Genomic DNA, 19662 nt, shown 5'->3' on the forward strand with positions numbered 1-19662 from the left:
ATGAGCGAATTGTGCTTTGTGCGAAATCATGCACAAATAGGCGATGCTGCAACGTCCTCCCGCGGTCCTGTCGCCGACGCCCGAGCAACTCGGCAAACGTGCGCGCCGTGCCTGGCTGCTGTTTGCGACAATAGCGCTCGTGATCGTGGCGACGGCGCTCACCGGCGCCGGCCTCTATGCGCGCCGTGCCGAGGTCGCAACGCTGGCGGCACAAGGCCGCACCGATGCCAATCTGAAGGTGGCGCTGCTGCGCGCGGTTCTGGAAAGCCCGCGGGCGCTGCCGCTGCTTTTGTCGGAGGACCAGCAGGTCCATGACGCCCTGCAGAACAAAGGCGCAGTCGCAATCGACGTGCTCAACCGCAAACTCGAGGGGCTGGTCTCCGGCACCAAGGCTTCCGTGCTTTACGTCACCGGCGTCGACGGGTTCGCAATCGCTTCCAGCAACTGGCGCGAGGCAACCAGCTTCGTCGGCAACGACTATGGCTTCCGTGCCTATTTCTCCGGCGCCATGCAATCCGGGACCGCCGAGTATTTCGCCCTCGGCAACACCAGCAAGCGCCCAGGCCTCTACATTTCGCGGCGTGTCGGCAATGCGGCCGCACCGCTCGGCGTCGTCGTCGTCAAGATGGAGTTCGACCAGCTAGAGGCCGACTGGCACGAGGCCAACCGCCCGGCCTATGTCAGCGACGACCATGGCGTCGTGCTGATCACCAGCGTGCCGTCCTGGCGCTTCATGACCACCGCGCCGCTGGCCGGCCCCTTGGCTGCCGCCATCCGGAGCAGCCAGCAATTCGGCAACGCGCCGCTGATCCCGTTGCCGATCACCCGCCCCGAGGCATTGAGTCCTGACATATCGATGGTCCACGCGATAACGCCTGGCGGCAGTGATGCCGAATATCTGAGGCTTTCGACACTGGTCCAATCGACGCCATGGCGGCTCGACTATCTCGTCCCGGCCGAAGCGCCGATCGCGGCCGCGGTGCGTGAAATGCGGCTCTTGGCGCTTGGCGTGATGGTGCCGCTGCTGGCGCTGGCCGGCTATCTCCTGTGGCGGCGGCAATCGGCGCAGATGCGCATTGCCGCCGAACAGGCGGCGCGCATCGAACTCGAACGCCGAGTCGTCGAACGAACTCATGATTTGAGCCTGGCGCGCGACCGGCTGGAGGCCGAGATCACCGATCACCGCAGCACCGAGGCCAAGCTGCAGGTCATGCAGCAGGAACTGGTGCAGGCGAACCGTCTTGCCACCCTCGGCCAGGTTGCCGCCGGCGTCGCGCATGAGATCAACCAGCCGGTGGCGACGATCCGCGCCTATGCCGACAATGCGCGTGTGTTCCTGGAGCGCAAGCAAACCGCCTCGGCCGAAGAAAACCTTGGCGCGATTGCCGCGCTGACGGAGCGTATCGGCGGCATCACCGAGGAGTTGAAGGTCTTTGCCCGCAAGGGACGCACGGCAGCCGAACCGGTCGAATTGCGCGGCGTCATCGAGGGCGCCGTGGTGCTGCTCAGGAGCCGCTTTGCCGGCCGGCTGGACGCCCTTGACATCACCCTGCCGCCGCCGGCGCTCAAGGTGATGGGCAACCGGCTGCGGCTCGAGCAGGTGCTGATCAATCTTTTCCAGAATGCGCTGGAGGCGCTGGACGGCCGTGACGACGCCAAGGTGCAGGTGTCGGCGGAGGAGACGGCGGACGGCGTGGCGCTCCGCGTCGCCGACAATGGACCAGGCATTTCGCCAGCTATCCTCAAGTCATTGTTCACGCCGTTCAACACCTCGAAGGAAAAAGGCCTCGGCCTCGGTCTCGTCATCTCGCAGGACATCGTCGCCGATTATGGTGGACGCATCGAGGTGGCGAGCGGCAGAGACGGCACGCGTTTCACCGTTCACCTCGCCAAGGCTCAATGATGGACACGGTCATCCTGATCGACGACGATAGCGAATTGTTGAGAGCCACGCGGCAGACGCTGGAACTGGCCGGTTTTTCGGTGTCGGCCTTTGCGACTGCCGCCGAGGCGCTGGCCGAGCTCGACACCAATTTTCCCGGCGTGGTGGTGTCCGACATCCGCATGCCCGGCATTGACGGTCTGCAACTCTTCGACCGCGTCTTGCAGCTCGATCCCGATATTCCGGTCATCCTGGTCACCGGGCATGGCGACATCGCGGTTGCGGTCAAGGCGATCAAGGATGGCGCCTACGATTTCATCACCAAGCCTTTCGCCGCCGACCGGCTGGCGCAAAGTGTGGCGCGGGCGGCGGAAAAGCGCCGACTGGTGATGGAGAACCGGGCCTTGCGCGAAGGCGCCGAACAGGCGCAGGACGGGCTGCCGCTGATCGGCCAGACGCCGGCCATTGAGCGGCTGCGCCGGACACTGCGGCAAATCGCCGACACCGATGTCGACGTGCTGGTGACCGGCGAGACCGGCTCGGGCAAGGAGGTGGTGGCCAGCCTGCTGCATCGCTGGAGCCGGCGCGCCAAAGGCAATTTCGTGGCGCTGAATTGCGGCACGCTGCCGGATACGGTGATCGAGAGTGAATTGTTCGGCCACGAGGCCGGCGCCTTCACCGGCGCGCAGAAGAAGCGCATTGGCCGTATCGAGCATGCGAGCGGCGGCACTTTGTTCCTCGACGAAATCGAAAGCATGCCGGCCTCGACCCAGGTGCAGATGCTCAGGGTACTGGAAATGCGCGAGGTGACGCCACTCGGCACCAACGAAATCCGGCCGGTCGATCTGCGCGTCGTCGCCGCCGCCAAGGTCGATCTCGGCGATCCCGCCCAGCGCGGCGCCTTCCGCGAGGACCTCTATTACCGGCTCAACGTGGTGACGATCTCGATCCCGCCGCTGCGCGAACGCCGCGACGACGTGGCGCTTTTGTTCTTCTACTTCGCCGAGCGCGCCGCCGCCCGCTTCCGCCGTCAAATGCCGGCCGTGCCTGCTTCGGTGCACCGCTATCTCAGCCAGCATGACTGGCCGGGCAATGTCCGCGAACTCGCGCATTTCGCCGAGCGTTTCGTGCTCGGACTTGAGGAGGTGGGTCATGCGTCGCCATCCGCCGCGGTGGAGTCGGATGACGCCAGCTCGCTGCCGGAACGGCTGGAACGCTATGAGGCCGATGTGATCCGCGAGACACTTGGCCGCAATGACGGCGATGTTCGGCGCACGATCGAGGCGCTCGGCATCCCGCGCAAGACCTTCTACGACAAGCTGCAGCGGCACGGCATCGTGCGCAGCGATTTTTCGAGGTAAATCAGGGGTGTGAACCCGAAGCGTGGCGGATTTTGCGACCCTCTTCGAAAAAACCGTGGCAAGTCGGCATCAGAAGGTGTTGAACACCGCATCGGCCGCCTTCAGCAAGGCGCGATCCGGTTGCGCTCGGCAGATGTTGATGATTTGTTGCCGGTCAGCGGAGAATGAGTGATGCGAGAACCTGTCGGTCAAGATGAATATGGGTCGACCAATTCGTTCGATCCGGACGATCTACCGAATTTGAACGCGATCGGCCCCAGCATGGGCGGCGGCAATGATTTTGAGAAATACGCCGTCGCCGTGATTATCGTCTTCGGTGCGCTGATCATCGGCGGGCTGATGGCCGCGGCGATGACGTTTGGTCACCGCAATGGCTTCCTGTTCGCGCTTGGCGGCGCCACCGCCGCCTGGATATCGGGCAATGCGCTGCTGCTCGATCGGCCGCGCATCTACGCGCTGTTCGTTGGCATCGCGGCGCTGATGCTGGTGGGATCTACCCTCACACTTGTCCTTTGATCGATCTTTGTTTGATCACGATCTAGTATCCTAGAGCCTCGCCGGATGCGGCGCGGCTGTCGATGGCGCCGTTGTAGCGGGCGCCGCCGCCCTTCTCGATTTCCGCCAGGCTCTTGCCGCCGACCAGGATGCCTGCCGCCTGGCCCCAGGTCGAATCAGCGAGATCGAGGTGGTAGCCCATGCCGGCCAGCAGTTTTTCGGTGTCCGGCGACAGGCCGAACGGTTCGACATAGACGGTATCGGGCAGCCATTGGTGGTGGATGCGCGGCGCGTCGATCGCCTCCTGGATGTTCATGCCATGGTCTATGACGTTGACGATGGCTTCCAGCGTGATGGTGATGATGCGCGAGCCGCCGGGGCTGCCGATGACCATGAACGGCTTGCCGTCCTTGGCCACGATGGTCGGGCTCATCGATGACAGCGGCGTCTTCTTCGGCTGGATCGCATTGGCCTCGCCCTGGACAAGCCCATAGAGGTTGGGCACGCCGGGCTTCTGGGTAAAATCGTCCATCTCGTTGTTGAGCAGGATGCCGGTGCCGTCGGCGACCACGCCGGCGCCGAACGAGCCGTTCAGCGTGTAGGTGACTGCGACCGCGTTGCCGTCATTGTCGATGATCGAATAGTGCGTCGTCTCCTTCGACTCGCCAAAGCCCTTCGGCATCAGGTCCTGCGAGACGCCGGCGCGAAATGGGTCGATCTTGTCGCGGATGTCCTTGGCGTAGGCCTTGTCGAGCAGTTTCGAGACCGGGTTGTCGACGAAATCGGGATCGCCAAGGGCCGAGTTGCGGTCGACATAGGCATGGCGCATCGCCTCAACCATGACCTGCACCGTCTCCGCCGAACCAGCACCGAGATAGGACAGCGGATAGCCCTCCAGCACATTGAGGATTTCGCAGATGATGACGCCGCCGGAGCTCGGCGGCGGCGAGGATGTGATCTCGTAGCCGCGATAGGTGCAGGTCACCGGCTTCAGTTCGCGCACGGCGTACTGCTCGAAATCGGCCTTGGCCAGAATGCCGCCCTTGGCGCCGCTCGCCTTGACGATGGCATCGGTGATCGCGCCTTTGTAGAAGGCTTCAGTTCCTTTTTCGGAAATGGCGGCGAGCGAGGCTGCAAGGTCGGGCTGGAGGAGACGCTCGCCGGCGCCATAGGGCTTGCCGTCGGGCTTCAGGAAGATGGCGGCCGCGGCAGGGTCCTTCGCCAGCCTAGCGGCATTGCTTGCGAATGAAGCAGCGTCGCCCTGGTCGAGAATGAAGCCATCCTTGGCATAGGCAATTGCCGGCGCCATCAAATCCTGGCGTGGCAGCGTGCCGTATTTTTCGCGCGCCATCTCGAAACCTGCCACGGAACCCGGCACGCCGACCGCGAGATAGCCATCGAGGCTGGCGCCCTTCACCGGCTTGCCGTCCTTGTCGAGATACATGGTCTTGGTTGCCGCCAGCGGCGCGCGCTCGCGAAAGTCGAGGAAGGTCGATTTGCCGTCCTTGAAGCGGATGGTCATGAAGCCGCCGCCGCCGATATTGCCGGCATTGGGGTAGAGGACCGCGAGCGCATAGCCCACGGCGACCGCCGCATCGACAGCATTGCCGCCCTTCTTCAGCACCTCGACGCCGACTTCCGACGCGAGATGCTGGGCGGTGACCACCATACCGTGCTCGCCCTTTACGGGTTGCGGAGAAGCGGCGAAGACGGTGGCGGATGGTGTGAACGCAAGCGCGAGCGAAAGGGTGACGCCAATCAGCGTCCGGCGGGTCAAGGGCATGGCGGTGCTCCTGGCGTTGGGTGCGCCTAGGAAAGACCCTCAAAGCTGCCAAGTCCACCGCCAATGGCGCTGGACCAGATCAATTAGGATGTCTGCCTGTCAGACGATGCCGCCGCTGCCGCCGGAGACCGCCGGGCGTTCGGCCGCAACCTTCGCCCGGTAGCCCGCCGCACGATACGCTGCGACCGGATCGATGGCGCCGCCGGTCTTCAGCCGCGCCATGGCCAGGATTGGCTCGACATCGGTGCGGTAGGCTGCCTTCAGCGTCTGCGTCGCCATCAGCGCATCATTGCCGTCCTGAAAGCCTTCGAGCGCCTTGCGGTCGACCAGCAGCGCCTGGGCATAGGCGCGCTGCACCTCGACCGCCGAGAGCATCAGGCTTTCGATCGGGTCCGTGACGTTGTGGCTCTGGTCGAGCATGTGGGCGGGGTCGAAGCCTTCGGCGCCCGAGAGCTCGGCATCGACCAGTTCGTTGAAGACCAGGAACAGCCGGTAGGGGTCGATCGAGCCGGCGTCGAGATCGTCGTCGCCATATTTGGAATCGTTGAAGTGGAAACCGCCGAGTTTCTTGAACTGGATGAGCCGCGACACGATCATCTCGATGTTGACGTTGGGCGCATGGTGGCCGAGGTCGACCAGGCAGAACGCCTTGTCGCCCAATTCCTTGGCGATCATGTAGTTGGTGCCCCAGTCCTGCACGACGGTGGAATAAAAGGCCGGCTCGTACATCTTGTGTTCGGTGAACAGCTTCCAGTCCGCCGGCAGCCCGGCATAGATTTCCTTCATGGCGTCGAGATAGCGCTCGAAGGCTTTGGCGAAATTGACCTGGCCGGGGAAATTCGAGCCGTCGCCGATCCACACCGTCAGCGCCTTGGAGGCCAGCGTCCTGCCGATCTCGATGCATTCGAGATTGTGCTCGACCGCTTGCCGCCGGGTGCCGGCATCGGCATGCGAGAGCGAGCCGAATTTGTAGGACAGCGTCTGGTCCTTCGCGTCGGAGAAGGTGTTGGAATTCATGGCGTCGAAGCCGAGGCCGAAGCGCGAGGCTGCCTGCTTCAGCCGGTTCGGGTCGGCCTTGTCCCAGGGGATGTGCAGCGAAACCGTCGGTGTCGCCTGCGTCAGCTGGCTGATGACGGCGCAGTCCTCGATCTTGTCGAAGATGTCGCGCGGTTCGCCGGCGCCGGGAAAACGGGCAAAGCGGGTGCCGCCAGTGCCGACGCCCCAGGACGGAATGGCGACGGCGAATCTTTCGACCTTGGCGAGGATGGCGTCGATAGCGATGCCGCGGCGGTCGAGGCGTTCGCCGAGCGAGGCGTAGTCGCGCTCGAGGTCGGCTTTGCGCCGGGCGTTATCCTTGTCGACGACGTCGGCAGAAATGATGGTTTCGGACAATGCAATTCCTCCCAAAGGTGCAGCCTTACCCTCCCCCTTGTGGGGAGGGTGGCCCGTAGGGCCGGGTCCCCCCACCCCGGCAAGCATTCCCCGCTTCGCGGCGACTGCCTGCCGACCCTCCCCACAAGGAGGAGGGTAAAGAGCTCAGCGCGTAAAGCTTTGCGCGTTACCGGCGTCGACGTTGATGATGTTGCCGGTGGATTTGGCCGACATGTCAGAGGCGAAAAAATAGATCGCTTCGGCAATGTCTTCCGGGAAGACCGAGCGCTTCAGCATCGAGCGCGAACGGTAGTGTTCCTCGAGATCGTCGGTGGACATCTTGTAGGCGGCGGCGCGCTGTTCCTTCCACTCGCCGGTCCAGATTTTCGAGCCGCGCAGCACGGCGTCCGGATTGACGACATTGACCCGGATCTGCGCCTCGGCACCCTCCAGCGCGAGACAGCGGGCGAGATGAATTTCAGCCGCCTTGGCGGTGCAGTAGGCGGCGGCGTTGGGCGATGCGGCAAGGCCGTTCTTGGAGGCGACGAAGACGACATTGCCGCCGATCTTCTGGGCGCGGAACAGCCGGAAGGCTTCCCGCGAGACCAGGAAATAGCCGGTCGACAAGATGTCCATATTCTTGTTCCACAACGCCAGCGTGGTCTCCTCGATCGGCGCCGAGGACGCGAGACCGGCATTGGACACCAGAATGTCGATGCCGCCGAACTCGACCGCTGTCTCGGCGAAGCCGGAGACGACCTGCTCCTCCGCAGTGACGTTGATCAGAACCGGCCGGACGAAGTCCTTGCCATAGGCTTTCGCCAGTTCGTCATTGGCGCCGGCAAGGGCTGTCTCATCGATGTCGGCCAGCACCACACAGGCACCTTCGCGCAGCAGGCGGTTGGCAGTGGCGCGGCCGATACCGCCGGCACCGCCGGTGACCAGCGCGATCTGGCCGGCGAGCGATTTCGGTTTCGGCATGCGCTGCAGCTTCAGGTCTTCGAGCAGCCAATATTCGATGTCGAAGGCTTCCTGCACCGGCAGACCGACATAGGACGAGACGGTGGAGGCGCCGCGCATGACGTTGATGGCGTTGACGTAGAACTCGCCGGAGATGCGCGCCGTCGCCTTGTCGCCGGCAAAGGTGAACATGCCGACGCCGGGCATCAGGTAGACGACGGCATTGGGATCGCGGATGGCGGGCGAGTCCGGATGCTTGCAAGCGTCGTAATAGGCTTGATAGCCGACACGATATTCGGCGATGTCGTCGGCCATGCGCGCGATGACGGCATCGACATCGGGCTTCGCCGGATCGAATTCGATCACCAGCGGGCGGATTTTCGTGCGCAGGAAATGGTCGGGACATGAGGTGCCGAGGGCGGCCAGCGGGCGCAAATCCCTTGAATTGACGAATTCAAGCACGGCGGCGGAATCATCGAAATGGCCCAGCTTGTGGCTCTTCTCCGAGATCAGGCCGCGGATCCTCGGCATCAGTCTTGCCGCAATGGCGCGTCGCGCGGCGGCGTCGAGCGATTTCACCACGTCGCCGCCGAAGATGGCGAGGCCCTCGGAGCGGCGCTCGAACCATTCGATCGCCTGGTTGATGACCGAAATCGTCGTCTCGTAGCATTCCTTCGCGCTGTCGCCCCAAGTGAACAGGCCATGGCTTTCCAGGATGACGCCTTTGGCCTCGGGATGTTCGACGCAGAATTTTTCCAGCCACAGGCCGAGTTCGAAGCCCGGCCGCTTCCATGGCAGCCAGCCGATGGCGTCGCCGAAGATTTCTTTCGTCAGCGCCTTCGAATCCTTCGCGGCGGCAATGGCGATGATGGCATCGGGATGCATGTGGTCGACGAAAGGCTTCGGCACATAGGCGTGCAGCGGCGTGTCGATCGACGCCGCACGCGGGTTGAGGTCGAAGGTGCAGTGGGGCAGATAGCCCACCATCTCGTCCTCATGCGCGACGCCGCGATAGAGGCCCTTCAGCGCCCTGAGCTTGTCCATGTAGAGGGTAGCGAAACCGTCCAGCTTGATCGAGGCGCTGTCGCCGCCCGAGCCCTTGACCCAGAGCACTTCGACATCGTCGCCGGTGAGCGGGTCTTTCTGCCAGATTTTCGAGGAGGTGTTGCCGCCGCCATAGTTGGTGACGCGCTYGTCGGAGCCGAGCGTGTTGGAGCGATAGACCAGAAGCTCAGGCCCGCTCAGCCCCTTGGCCTTCGCGTCGTCCCACAGATTGGCAAGGCGCGAGCCGGAGCGCTTGTCGAGCATGATTATCCTCCCTGGGACGCAAAAAGGCGCAGTCCATTTTGCCGGGAATGTCTACGCAAGCCGGCCGGTTGTCAATCACAAACGATCAATATCGATCATATTGCACTGCACAATGAAATTATATGATCGGAAATGATTGACACTGGTTGTTTTCTAGTGCCTCATGAGCGTGCAGGGAGGAACCATGCACGAAAAAGAGCGCCACAGGATCATTCTGTCCGCCGTCCAGGAAAAGCCTGTGGTGACGGTGCAGGAGATGGTCGACCTGACGGACTCGTCCGAGGCGACGATCCGGCGCGATATCGCGGCTCTCCATGTGCAAAAGCGGCTGCGCCGGGTGCGCGGCGGCGCCGAGGCGATCTCGCCACCGCAATTCATCGGCCTCGCCGGCCGGCCCTTTTCTGTCAACGAAACGCTCAATGCTTCGCAAAAGCGGGCGATTGCGCGCGAGGCGGTGGAGCTGTGCAAGGACGGCGAGCCGATCATCATCAACGGCGGCACCACGACTTTCCAGATGGTGCATTTCCTGACCGGTCGCCGCATGCCGATCTTCACCAATTCGTTCCCGATCGCCGAGCATCTGCTCAAGCATTCGAAGAACACGGTGATGCTGTCGGGCGGCACGATCTACCGCGAACAGAACATCATCCTGTCGCCCTTCGACAATGACGTGACGCGCAATTTCTATGCGCGCCGCATGTTCATGGGCGCGCAGGGGCTCGGCCCGCTCGGCCTGATGGAAGGCGACCCGCTTTTGATCCAGGCGGAGCAGAAGCTGATCGACCAGGCCGACGAGCTGGTGGTGCTGGTCGATTCCTCGAAATTCCGCCAGCGCTCCAGCCTGATCCTGTGCGGGCTGAAGCGCATCGCCACCGTCATCACCGATGACGGCATCGAGGACCGCGAAGCCAACATGCTGGAGACCGCGGGTGTGACACTGATCGTCGCCCGCAAGTCGGCAAAGGAAGAATCTTCGCTGCAGGCCTGAGGCCGACCTCACGCCCGCAGCGACGATGGAATGCAACACTCAAGGGAGGAATATCAGATGAGCTTTTTGAAAAAACTGATGGTGACGGCCGCGTTCTCGGCCGCCATGTTCGTGAACGCCGCCTATGCCGAGAACGTCAAGATCGCGCTGGTGGTGAAGTCGCTCGGCAACGGCTTCTTCGATGCCGCCAACAAGGGCGCCGAAGAGGCGGCCAAGGAACTCGGCGATGTCGACATCATCTACACCGGCCCGACCAAGGCGACCGCCGAAGCGCAGATCGAAGTGGTCAATTCGCTGATCGCACAGAAGGTCAACGCCATCGCTATCTCCGCCAATGACGCCGACGCGCTGGTGCCGGTGCTGAAGAAGGCGATGGAGCGCGGTATCACCGTCATCTCGTGGGATTCGGGCGTCGCCAAGGAAGGCCGTCAACTGCACCTCAATCCGTCCGACACCGGCCTGATCGGCGAGACCATCATCAAGCTTGCCGCCGACTATCTGCCGGAGGGCGGCGAAGTCGCCATCTTGTCGGCATCGTCGACCGCGACTAACCAGAATGCCTGGATCGATGCGGCCAAGAAAATCCTGCCGGAGAAGTTCCCCAAGATCAAACTCGTCGCCACCGTCTATGGCGATGACGACTCGGCCAAGAGCACCGACGAAGCCAAGGGCCTGCTGAAATCCTATCCGAACCTGAAGGCGATCATCGCGCCGACCACCGTCGGCGTCGTCGCCGCCGCCCAGGTCGTCACAGACGCAAACCTGATCGGCAAGGTCAATGTCACGGGTCTGGCGCTGCCGTCGGAGTTCAAGAAGTTCATCGACAACGGTTCCAGCCAGGCGGTTGCACTGTGGAACCCGATCGACCTCGGCTACTCCGCCGTCTACCTCGCCCACGACCTGGCGGTGAAGAAGGAAGAGGCGAAGCCCGGCGCCACGCTGTCGATCGGCCGCGTCGGCAAGGTGACGCTCGACGACACGAACTCGGCTGCGATGGCTCCGCCCTTCCAGTTCGACAAGACCAACATCGAAAAGTTCTCCAAGATCTATTGATCTCGGACTCCTCGACCAAGCGCGGCGGGACCAAAATCCCGCCGCGACCTTAAACGGACCTTGTTTCAGGGCTTGATACGGATATGGACACGACAGCCCAGCACGGCACGGTGAAGGAGGAGCCCCCGGCTCCTGCCCCGCGCCTGACACTGTCCGGCGTCTCCAAGAGCTTTCCCGGTGTGCGCGCGCTGCACAATGTCAGCCTGTCGCTTTACCCCGGTGAGGTGACCGCACTGATCGGCGAGAACGGCGCCGGCAAGTCGACGCTGGTCAAGATCATGACCGGCATCTACCAGCCCGATGCGGGCACGATCAGCATCGACGGTCAGGCCGTCACTTTGCCCAGCGCGCATGCCGCCTTCGGCCATGGCGTCACCGCCATCCACCAGGAAACCGTGCTGTTCGACGATCTCAGCGTCGCCGAAAACATCTTTCTCGGCCATGCGCCGCGCACGCGGTTCGGCACCATCGACTGGCGCACCATGCGCACGAATGCGCGCGAAGTGCTCGACACCATGCACGCCGGCCATATCGACGCAGATGCGCGGCTGAAAGACCTCGGCATCGCCAACAAGCACCTTGTAGCGGTTGCTCGCGCGATGTCGATCGACGCGCAGATCGTCATCATGGATGAGCCGACCGCCGCCCTTTCGATGAAGGAGATCGAGGAGCTTTTCCTGCTCGTCGAATTCCTCAAGGAGGAAGGCAAGGCGATCCTGTTCATCAGCCACAAGTTCGACGAAATTTATCGGATCGCCGACCGCTACACGGTGTTCCGCGATGGCGAGATGGTCGGCGAAGGGTTGATCAAGGATGCCGGCCAGAGCCAGATCGTGCGCATGATGGTCGGCCGCTCCGTCGACCACATTTTTCCGCAGCGCAAGGCCGAGATCGGCGCGCCGGTGCTTTCCGTCTCCGGCTTGTCGCATCCGACCGAGTTCAACGACATCGGCTTCGAGCTGCACAAAGGCGAGATCCTCGGCTTCTACGGTCTGGTCGGCGCCGGGCGCAGCGAGGTGATGCAGGCGATCTCAGGCATTACCCGCACGAGCGCCGGCACGATCACTTTGGAAGGCAAGACGATCGCGCCGAAATCGGCAGCGGATTCGATCCAGGCCGGCATCGTCTACGTGCCGGAGGAGCGCGGCAAGCAAGGCGTGGTGATCGGCCTGCCGATCTTCCAGAATGTTTCGCTGCCTTCGCTGAAGCGCACCTCCAAATCCGGCCTGCTGCGATTGGCGGAAGAGTTCTCGCTCGCCCGCTCTTACACCGAGCGGCTCGACCTCAGGGCCTCCTCGCTCAGCCAGGATGTCGGCACGCTGTCGGGCGGCAACCAGCAGAAGATCGTGATCGCCAAATGGCTGGCGACCGCCCCCAAGGTAATCATCCTAGACGAACCGACCAAGGGCATCGACATCGGCTCCAAGGCCGCCGTGCACGGCTTCATGGCCGAGTTGGTGGCGCAAGGCCTGTCGGTGATCATGGTGTCGTCGGAGCTGCCGGAGATTCTCGGCATGTCCGACCGCGTCATGGTCATGCGCGAAGGCCTCGTCGCCGCGGTCTACGACAACAAAGACCTCGACGCCGAAACGCTGGTCCGCACCGCAGCGGGGATCGCGGCATGAAGGCATTGCTGAAATACCGCGAGATCTGGCTGGCGGCGGCCATCATCGTTTTGATCGCTCTGATCTCGACGCGCTTTCCGGCCTTTGCCGATCCCGGCAATCTGGCCCAGGTGTTCAACGACACGTCGATCCTGATGATCCTGGCGCTGGGGCAGATGGTGGTGATCCTGACGCGCTCCATCGACCTGTCGATGGCGTCCAACCTCTGCTTCACTGGCATGGTGGTTGCGATGCTGAACGCCGCGCATCCGGCAATTCCGATCCCGCTGCTGATCGTCATTGCACTCGTTGTCGGGCTGGTGCTCGGCGCCATCAATGGCCTGTTGGTGTGGCGGCTCAACATCCCATCGATCGTGGTGACGCTGGGCACGCTGACCATCTATCGCGGCGCCACCTTCGTTCTGTCCGGCGGCGCCTGGGTCAATGCCGACAAGATGAGCCCCGATTTCATCGGCTTCCAGCGCGCCGCCTTCCTCGGCATTCCGGTCCTGTCGTGGATTGCCATCCTGGTCATCGCCCTGTTCTTCGTCGTGATGACACGCACCGCGCTCGGCCGTTCGATCTATGCCATCGGCGTCAACCCGACGGCGTCGGTCTATGCCGGCATCGATGTCGGTCGGACGAAATTCATCGTCTTCTGCATCTCCGGCATGATCGGTGGGCTCTCAGGCTATCTCTGGATCTCGCGCTATGTCATCGCCTCGGTCGAGGTCGCCAATGGCTATGAGCTCAACATCATCGCCGCCTGTGTCATCGGCGGCATCTCGATCGCGGGCGGTATCGGCTCGGTCGGCGGCGCGGTGTTAGGGGCGCTGTTCCTCGGCATCATCTCCAATGCACTGCCGGTGATCAACATCTCGCCCTTCTGGCAGATGGCGATTTCGGGCAGCGCCATTATCCTGGCCGTCGTGCTCAACGCGCGCGGCGAACGCCAGCAGGGCCGTATCATCCTGCGGAAAGCGGAGGCGGCATGAGCGACGTTCCGGCACCGCGCCACATCCCCGACCGGCTCGACAAGCCGCTCTCCTCGGCGATCTTTTCCTGGGAAGCGTTGCTGGTCGTGGTGGCTGTTGCCATCTTTGCCATCAACAGTTTCGCGTCGCCCTATTTCCTCGACGCCTATTCGCTGTCGGACCTGACTTTCAATTTCACCGAGAAGGGTCTGATCGCCTTTGCGATGGCGCTGCTGATCATTTCCGGCGAGATCGACCTGTCCGTCGCTGCCATCATTGCGCTCGCCTCGACGCTCATGGGCATGGCGGTGCAGGCCGGCGCCGACACGCCGGTGCTGGTGGCGATCGGCATCATAGTCGGGCTTGGCTGCGGCGCCTTCAATGGGCTCTTGGTGACAAGGCTCGGCCTGCCCTCCATCGTCGTCACCATCGGCACGATGAGCCTGTTTCGCGGCATCGCCTTCATCATCCTCGGCGACCAGGCCTACAAGGGCTATCCCGAAAGCTTCGCCTTCTTCGGCCAGGGCTACGTCTGGTGGGTGGTGTCGTTCGAACTGGTGCTGTTCCTCATAGCAGCCGTCGTCTACTGGTTCCTGCTGCATCGCACCAGTTTCGGCCGCCGTGTCTTTGCCATCGGCAACAATCCGGTGGCAGCGCAGTTTTCCGGCGTGCGCGTCGGCCGCACCAAATTCATCCTGTTTTGCCTGACCGGGCTGATGGCGGGCATCGCCTCGGTGCTGATCACCTCGCGCCTCGGCTCGACGCGGCCGTCGATCGCACAGGGCTATGAGCTCGAAGTCATCACCATGGTGGTGCTCGGCGGCGTCTCGATCCTGGGCGGCTCCGGCAGCATTTTAGGCGTCGTGCTCGCCGCCTTCATCATGGGGCTGGTGACCTTCGGGCTTGGCCTGCTCAACGTGCCCGGCATCGTCATGTCGATCTTCATCGGCCTGCTGTTGATCGTCGTCATCGCGCTGCCGATCGTCTGGCGCCGGCTGCGCGGTAGCCGCTGATGCCAGAGAAATACGCCTTCAAGATGCAGCTCAAACCCGGCATGAAGGCCGAGTACAAAAAACGTCACGACGAGATCTGGCCGTCGCTGGTCGCGCTGCTGAGAGAGGCCGGCGTCTCCGACTATTCCATCCATCTCGACGAAGAGACCAACATATTGTTCGGCGTGCTGTGGCGGCGCGACGACCATGGCATGGCCGACCTGCCGAGCCATCCGGTGATGCAGCGCTGGTGGGCCCATATGGCCGACATCATGGAGACGAAGCCGGACAACGAGCCGGTGGCCATCCCGTTGGAAACCGTGTTCCATATGGCATGAGTGCGCTTCGCCACATCGCCGTCATCGACATCGGCAAGACCAACGCCAAGGTAGCGCTCGTCAATCTCACGACGCTGAGCGAGGTGGCGCTGCGCCGCATGGCCAACGCGCCGGTGCGGCAGCCACCCTACCCGCATCACGATGTCGAGGCGCTGTGGACATTCATCCTCAACAGCCTGGCCAGCCTCAACCGCGAACAACACATAGACGCGATTTCGATCACCACCCATGGCGCGACGGGCGCGCTGGTCGATGCCGCGGGCGAATTGGTGCTGCCGGTGCTCGACTATGAATTCGATGGACCCGACAGGCTGGCTTCGGAGTATGACGCGCTCCGTCCGCCCTTCACCGAAACCGGCACGCCGCGCCTGCCGCTCGGCCTCAATCTCGGCGCACAGTTCTTCTGGCAGCAAAAGCGTTTTCCAGCCGAATTCGCCAAGGCCGCTGCGATGCTGATGTACCCGCAATACTGGGCGCTGCGCCTGACGGGCGTCGCTGCCAATGAGGTGACCTCGCTCGGCTGTCACACCGATCTGTGGGACCCGTGGAAAGCGGATTTTTCCTCGATGGTCGACAGCGTGAAATGGCGCAGGCTGATGGCGCCGGTGCGTCCGGCCAGGGACCGCCTCGGCCCGATCCTGCCGGAGATCGCTAAACGGACCGGGCTCAATCCACAGACGCCGGTGTTCTGCGGCCTCCACGATTCCAACGCCTCACTGCTGCCGCATCTCCTGTCCGACGCGCCGCCCTTCTCGGTGGTCTCGACCGGCACCTGGGTGGTGTCGATGGCGGTCGGCGGCAGAGAGATTGTGCTCGACGCGGCGCGCGACACGCTCGTCAATGTCAGCGCGCTGGGCGCTCCCGTGCCTTCGGCCCGCTTCATGGGCGGGCGTGAATTTTCTCTCCTGACCAAGGATAAGCCGCAGGATTGCAGCGGCAGCGATGTGTCGGCTGTTCTGACGAAAAAAATGCTGCTGTTGCCTTCGACCCAGCGGGGATCTGGGCCTTTTCCGCACCAGGCCGCGGCATGGCTCAATGCCGACGGCATCAGCAAAAGCGAGCGCTTCGCCGCCATCTCGTTCTATCTGGCGTTGATGACGGCGACCTGCGTTGAGCTGATCGGTGCCGACGGCCCGACCACAGTCGAAGGACCGTTTGCCCGCAACCGCCTCTTCGTCGGCATGCTGGCCGCAGCGACCGGACGAACCATCATCGCCTCCGAGGCCGCCACAGGCACCAGCATCGGCGCCGCACTGCTGGCATCTCAGGAGAAGCCGGTGCATGGCAAGGGCGAGAGAATAGAACCGCAAACCGACCCTATCTGGGCCGGCTATGTCAGCGCATGGCGCGCGGCCGTCGACGCGCGGAGCTGATCAAAGGATCCGCTTGCCGAAGGCCGACATGACGAAGTTGACGGCGTCGGTGGCGATCCTGGGCCCCAGTTCCGCGGTCAGCCCGGAAACATCCATCGACAGTAGACCGCCGGACAGCGCGATCGCTTCCATCGCCTGGTGCGTCTCGCGCACCGTCAGTCCGCCGGAGCCTGCCGTCCATCCGGCGAATTCGGTGGCCGTCGGCGAATAACTGACATGAAAGCCTTGCGTGCCCGACGAGGCGATGCGGATCGCCTCATGCATCAGGTCGCGCATACCCATGGCGTCGATGTCGGTCATGGTGAAGGCCGAGACGCGCGAATCCTTCAGCACCCGCACTTCCGCCGGATCGGCATGGCGCAGGCCGATGATGACGACATTTTCCGGCGACAGCTGCGGCTGCAGCGCGCCCGCCTTGTGATCGAGGCCGAGCGTGCGCGCCAGAACCGAGGCTTCCGGCATAGCGGTGGCGTCTTCGTCCTCGGGCATCAGCGCAGCAATGGAATCGATCCAGATCAGGCCGAAGGAATGCGTCGCGCGCGCCGTCGCTGTCAGCGCCTTGTGGGCAATGCGGCGATCGGCGCCGGCGGCGAGACGGATCAGGCCTGAGGGCGGGCGCTCGACATCGGCGAGTTCCACCACATCGAAATTCATCGCCTCCAGCCGCGCGCCGGTTCCCTCGCGAGCGAGGATGCCGGCGGCTTCCCGCTCGGCCGAGATCGACACCATCTTGCGGCCGGAAAAATCCGCGACATCGTGCATCGGTGCCTTCTCGACATATTCCGAGGTCATCGCCAAAAGCATGGCGCCGTAGTTCATGCGGAAGGCGACGCGGTCACCGACGGCCGGGCGTGGATCGGCGTCCTGCACATCGAGCAGCAGATGGTCGCTGGAGGCGCCGAGCACACGCACCCCTTTGGCAATCGGCGTCAGCCCTTCGACCAGCACGTCTTCGCGGCCGATATTGGCGATGGCGCGCAGCCGGTCGCCCTCATCGGGGAAGACCGGCTGGTTGCCGAACGCGTCGTAGCCGGACTCGCCTATGGGTCGCGATGGCTTGAGCTTGACCTCGATGATGTCGCTGGTCAGCCGGCAGGCATCGGGCTCAAGTTCCGGCCACGGCACGTCGCGGAAGGTCTCGATGCCGCCTTGCAGGATCGCCTCACCGACGCGCAGATTGTTGATGCCGGCCGGCAGCTTGCCTTCGAGCAGCAGCGTCAGCGACGAGGAGGCGCCACCGGAAATGAAGTCGAGGCTTTTGCCGGAAAGGCGCTCGGTCTTGTAGGCATGGGCGACGAGCTGGCCGAGATTTTCCGGCGTCGGCATGATGGCGCCGAAGCAGCCGAGATTGGTGCCGATGCCGGCGATGCGCACGCCCTTGAACGCCAGGATCTGCTCGACGGTCGGGATCAGATCGCTCGGCCAGATGCCTTCCCTGAGATCGCCGAGGTCGATCATCAGCATGATGTCGTGGACGCGGCCCATGCGCTCGGCGATGCGCGATATCTCGCGGATCGTGGTCAGCTCCGACTGCAGGCTGATGTCGACGGTGCGCACCACCTCCTCGACGCGCGCCATGGGTGGGCTGCGCAGCAGCATGATCGGCGCATTGATGCCGCTGTCGCGCAGCCGGCGGATGTTTTCGAAGCGCGATTCGGCAATGCCTGAAACGCCGCCGCGCAGCATGGCGCGCGCCACTTGCGGCATGCCGCAGGTGCCCTTGGTGACGCCGAACACCTTGATGCTGGACAGCGCACAGCGTTCGACGATGGTGCGGGCGTTGCGCTCGATGCGGCCAAGGTCGATGGCGACTTGCGGTCCCGACATCGCTCAGCCCCCGTAGACCAGCCCTTGCGGGTCGATCTCCGGCTTGCGGCCGGCGACGAGGTCGGCCAGGAATTTGCCGGAGCCGCAGGCCATGGTCCAGCCAACATGGCCATGGCCGGTGTCGAGATAGAGGTTCTTGTAGCCCGCCTGGCCGATGACCGGCACGGAGTTCGGCATCATCGGCCGCAGTCCCGCCCAGAGCACAGCCTTCTTCTCGTCGAAGGCGCCGGGAAACAGGTCCTTGCCGGTCCTGAACATGGTGGCAAAGTCGCTGGGCTTGTGGGTGCGGTCGAAGCCGGTGAATTCCGCGGTCGAGGCCAGCCGCAAGCGGTTGCCAAGGCGCGAATAGGCCATCAGCTGGTCCTCGTCGGCGCCGCCCATGGTCGGACCCTTGTTCTCGTCCTCGAGCGGAATGGTCGCGGTATAGCCCTTCACCGGATAGACCGGCAGGTCGATGCCGTAGCGGCGGCCGAGCAGGCCGCTCTCCGGCCCCATCGAGATCACCACCGCATCGCCAGTGACCGGGCCGGCCGAGGTCATCACCGCGCGCACCCGGTCGCCGTCGATGTCGAGCCCTTCGACCGCGGTGTCGAACAGGAATTTGACGCCGAGTTTTTCGCTGGCATAGGCGGCGAGACTGTCGACAAACAGCCTGGAATCGCCGGTCTGGTCGATCGGCGAATAGACCCCGCCGGCGATCTTTTCCTTGACCCCGGCGAGTCCCGGTTCCAGCTCGACCAGCCGGTCTCGGCCGACGATCTCGATCGGCAGGCCGTGTTCGGCGAGATAGCGGTAATTGTCGGTGCCGGTGTCGAGGCTGTGCTGCGAGCGGAAGAAATAGAGGATGCCCTTCTTGCGTTCGTCATAGTGGATGCCGGTGTCGGCCGATATGGCGTTGATGCAGTCGCGCGAATAGAGCGCGAGGCGCAATTTGACCCGGCTGTTGGCGCGCAGGCGCGCCACCGTGCACTGGCGCAGGAAGCGCAGGCTCCACGCGAGGAAATAGGGATCGAAACGCAGCCTGACCTTGATGCCGAGATCGTGGTTCCAGAGCGCGCGCAGGAAAGTCTTCAGCGCCGCCGGCGAGGCCCAGGCGGTGGCGTCGCCCGGCGACACCAGGCCGGCATTCGACTGGCTGGTGCCCCGCGCCGGCGCCGGATGGCGCTCGATCACGGTGACCTCGTGGCCGTCGGCGGCCAGATAATAGGCAGCCGCCGTACCGACAACGCCGGCCCCAAGCACCGTTATCTTCATGCCACCCCCCAAAGCTCTTCGTCACAGCGCCTCCACGCTCTGCGACGAACGCCTTCAATAGCGCTTCGCCGCGCGCCTTGCGAGCCCCTGGGAGTGCCC

15 protein-coding genes are annotated in these 19662 nt (G+C 63.6%); 10 read left to right on the top strand and 5 right to left on the bottom strand.

The genetic code is table 11. From position 1 onward, the window contains the following. Nucleotides 1-43 precede the first annotated feature (43 nt). From AC1DZ8_RS01070 to AC1DZ8_RS01080, 3 genes are all read left to right on the top strand, one after another. Entirely contained in the window at nt 44-1903 is a 1860-nt protein-coding gene (locus AC1DZ8_RS01070; protein ID WP_477306795.1) for a sensor histidine kinase, read from the top strand. Then, nucleotides 1903-3243, top strand: a complete 1341-nt coding sequence (locus AC1DZ8_RS01075; RefSeq protein ID WP_477306797.1) for a sigma-54-dependent transcriptional regulator — start codon at nt 1903-1905, stop codon at nt 3241-3243. Before AC1DZ8_RS01070 ends, AC1DZ8_RS01075 begins: the two co-directional genes overlap by 1 nt. Nucleotides 3244-3414: 171 nt before the next feature. Continuing rightward, nucleotides 3415-3759 carry a hypothetical protein gene (locus tag AC1DZ8_RS01080; protein ID WP_477400265.1) on the top strand — a complete coding sequence of 115 codons (345 nt, stop codon included), beginning with the start codon at nt 3415-3417 and terminating at the stop codon, nt 3757-3759. 22 nt (nt 3760-3781) lie between these two features. On the opposite strand, the gene ggt is transcribed toward AC1DZ8_RS01080, so the two are convergent. From ggt to AC1DZ8_RS01095, 3 genes are all read right to left on the bottom strand, one after another. Continuing rightward, a complete protein-coding gene (gene ggt / locus AC1DZ8_RS01085; RefSeq protein ID WP_477400266.1) occupies nt 3782-5521 on the bottom strand; it encodes a gamma-glutamyltransferase in 1740 nt (579 codons plus the stop codon). Nucleotides 5522-5620: 99 nt separating this feature from the next. Continuing rightward, entirely contained in the window at nt 5621-6913 is a 1293-nt protein-coding gene (gene rhaI, locus AC1DZ8_RS01090; RefSeq protein WP_477400267.1) for an L-rhamnose catabolism isomerase, read from the bottom strand. Between the two features lie 144 nt (nt 6914-7057). After that, nucleotides 7058-9160, bottom strand: coding sequence for a bifunctional rhamnulose-1-phosphate aldolase/short-chain dehydrogenase (locus tag AC1DZ8_RS01095; protein WP_477400268.1), 2103 nt, complete (start codon nt 9158-9160; stop codon nt 7058-7060). A gap of 184 nt (nt 9161-9344) precedes the next feature. Here AC1DZ8_RS01095 and AC1DZ8_RS01100 point away from each other — a divergent pair, with 184 nt between their 5' ends. From AC1DZ8_RS01100 to AC1DZ8_RS01130, 7 genes are all read left to right on the top strand, one after another. Beyond that, entirely contained in the window at nt 9345-10148 is an 804-nt protein-coding gene (locus AC1DZ8_RS01100; protein WP_112397709.1) for a DeoR/GlpR family DNA-binding transcription regulator, read from the top strand. A 57-nt stretch (nt 10149-10205) separates the two neighbouring features. Further along, nucleotides 10206-11201 carry a rhamnose ABC transporter substrate-binding protein gene (gene rhaS, locus AC1DZ8_RS01105; RefSeq protein ID WP_454578380.1) on the top strand — a complete coding sequence of 332 codons (996 nt, stop codon included), beginning with the start codon at nt 10206-10208 and terminating at the stop codon, nt 11199-11201. 83 nt (nt 11202-11284) lie between these two features. Next, on the top strand, nt 11285-12826 hold the full coding sequence (locus AC1DZ8_RS01110; protein WP_477306807.1) for a sugar ABC transporter ATP-binding protein: 1542 nt from the start codon (nt 11285-11287) through the stop codon (nt 12824-12826). After that, nucleotides 12823-13800 (top strand): ABC transporter permease, encoded by a 978-nt coding sequence (locus AC1DZ8_RS01115; RefSeq protein ID WP_477400269.1) that lies wholly within the window; start codon nt 12823-12825, stop codon nt 13798-13800. The genes AC1DZ8_RS01110 and AC1DZ8_RS01115 overlap by 4 nt, the downstream gene beginning before the upstream one ends. Then, nucleotides 13797-14792, top strand: coding sequence for an ABC transporter permease (locus AC1DZ8_RS01120; protein ID WP_477306811.1), 996 nt, complete (start codon nt 13797-13799; stop codon nt 14790-14792). The genes AC1DZ8_RS01115 and AC1DZ8_RS01120 overlap by 4 nt, the downstream gene beginning before the upstream one ends. Further along, entirely contained in the window at nt 14792-15109 is a 318-nt protein-coding gene (rhaM, locus tag AC1DZ8_RS01125; protein ID WP_477306813.1) for an L-rhamnose mutarotase, read from the top strand. The genes AC1DZ8_RS01120 and rhaM overlap by 1 nt, the downstream gene beginning before the upstream one ends. Beyond that, nucleotides 15106-16482: an FGGY-family carbohydrate kinase gene (locus AC1DZ8_RS01130; protein WP_477306815.1), complete on the top strand. Its 1377-nt coding sequence runs from the start codon at nt 15106-15108 to the stop codon at nt 16480-16482. Before rhaM ends, AC1DZ8_RS01130 begins: the two co-directional genes overlap by 4 nt. Here the strand turns inward: AC1DZ8_RS01130 and AC1DZ8_RS01135 are convergent, their stop codons facing one another. Together AC1DZ8_RS01135 and AC1DZ8_RS01140 are read right to left on the bottom strand one after the other, a co-directional pair. Continuing rightward, the gene (locus AC1DZ8_RS01135) at nt 16483-18309 is read right to left on the bottom strand and encodes an alanine racemase (protein ID WP_477306817.1); all 1827 of its coding nucleotides are present in this window, start codon (nt 18307-18309) and stop codon (nt 16483-16485) included. 3 nt (nt 18310-18312) lie between these two features. Then, nucleotides 18313-19563, bottom strand: coding sequence for a D-amino acid dehydrogenase (locus tag AC1DZ8_RS01140; protein ID WP_477306819.1), 1251 nt, complete (start codon nt 19561-19563; stop codon nt 18313-18315). Nucleotides 19564-19662 lie beyond the last annotated feature (99 nt).

This window comes from Mesorhizobium sp. P2_F7, assembly GCF_056403695.1.

Bases quoted from the DNA above. Each gene is read 5' to 3' on its own strand.
- AC1DZ8_RS01140 (WP_477306819.1), bottom strand. From the start codon at position 19,563: ATGAAGATAACGGTGCTTGGGGCCGGCGTTGTCGGTACGGCGGCTGCC.
- AC1DZ8_RS01075 (WP_477306797.1), top strand. From the start codon at position 1,903: ATGGACACGGTCATCCTGATCGACGACGATAGCGAATTGTTGAGAGCC.
- AC1DZ8_RS01135 (WP_477306817.1), bottom strand. From the start codon at position 18,309: ATGTCGGGACCGCAAGTCGCCATCGACCTTGGCCGCATCGAGCGCAAC.
- AC1DZ8_RS01100 (WP_112397709.1), top strand. From the start codon at position 9,345: ATGCACGAAAAAGAGCGCCACAGGATCATTCTGTCCGCCGTCCAGGAA.
- AC1DZ8_RS01130 (WP_477306815.1), top strand. From the start codon at position 15,106: ATGAGTGCGCTTCGCCACATCGCCGTCATCGACATCGGCAAGACCAAC.
- rhaS (WP_454578380.1), top strand. From the start codon at position 10,206: ATGAGCTTTTTGAAAAAACTGATGGTGACGGCCGCGTTCTCGGCCGCC.
- AC1DZ8_RS01120 (WP_477306811.1), top strand. From the start codon at position 13,797: ATGAGCGACGTTCCGGCACCGCGCCACATCCCCGACCGGCTCGACAAG.
- rhaM (WP_477306813.1), top strand. From the start codon at position 14,792: ATGCCAGAGAAATACGCCTTCAAGATGCAGCTCAAACCCGGCATGAAG.
- AC1DZ8_RS01070 (WP_477306795.1), top strand. From the start codon at position 44: ATGCTGCAACGTCCTCCCGCGGTCCTGTCGCCGACGCCCGAGCAACTC.
- AC1DZ8_RS01115 (WP_477400269.1), top strand. From the start codon at position 12,823: ATGAAGGCATTGCTGAAATACCGCGAGATCTGGCTGGCGGCGGCCATC.
- AC1DZ8_RS01080 (WP_477400265.1), top strand. From the start codon at position 3,415: ATGCGAGAACCTGTCGGTCAAGATGAATATGGGTCGACCAATTCGTTC.
- AC1DZ8_RS01110 (WP_477306807.1), top strand. From the start codon at position 11,285: ATGGACACGACAGCCCAGCACGGCACGGTGAAGGAGGAGCCCCCGGCT.
- ggt (WP_477400266.1), bottom strand. From the start codon at position 5,521: ATGCCCTTGACCCGCCGGACGCTGATTGGCGTCACCCTTTCGCTCGCG.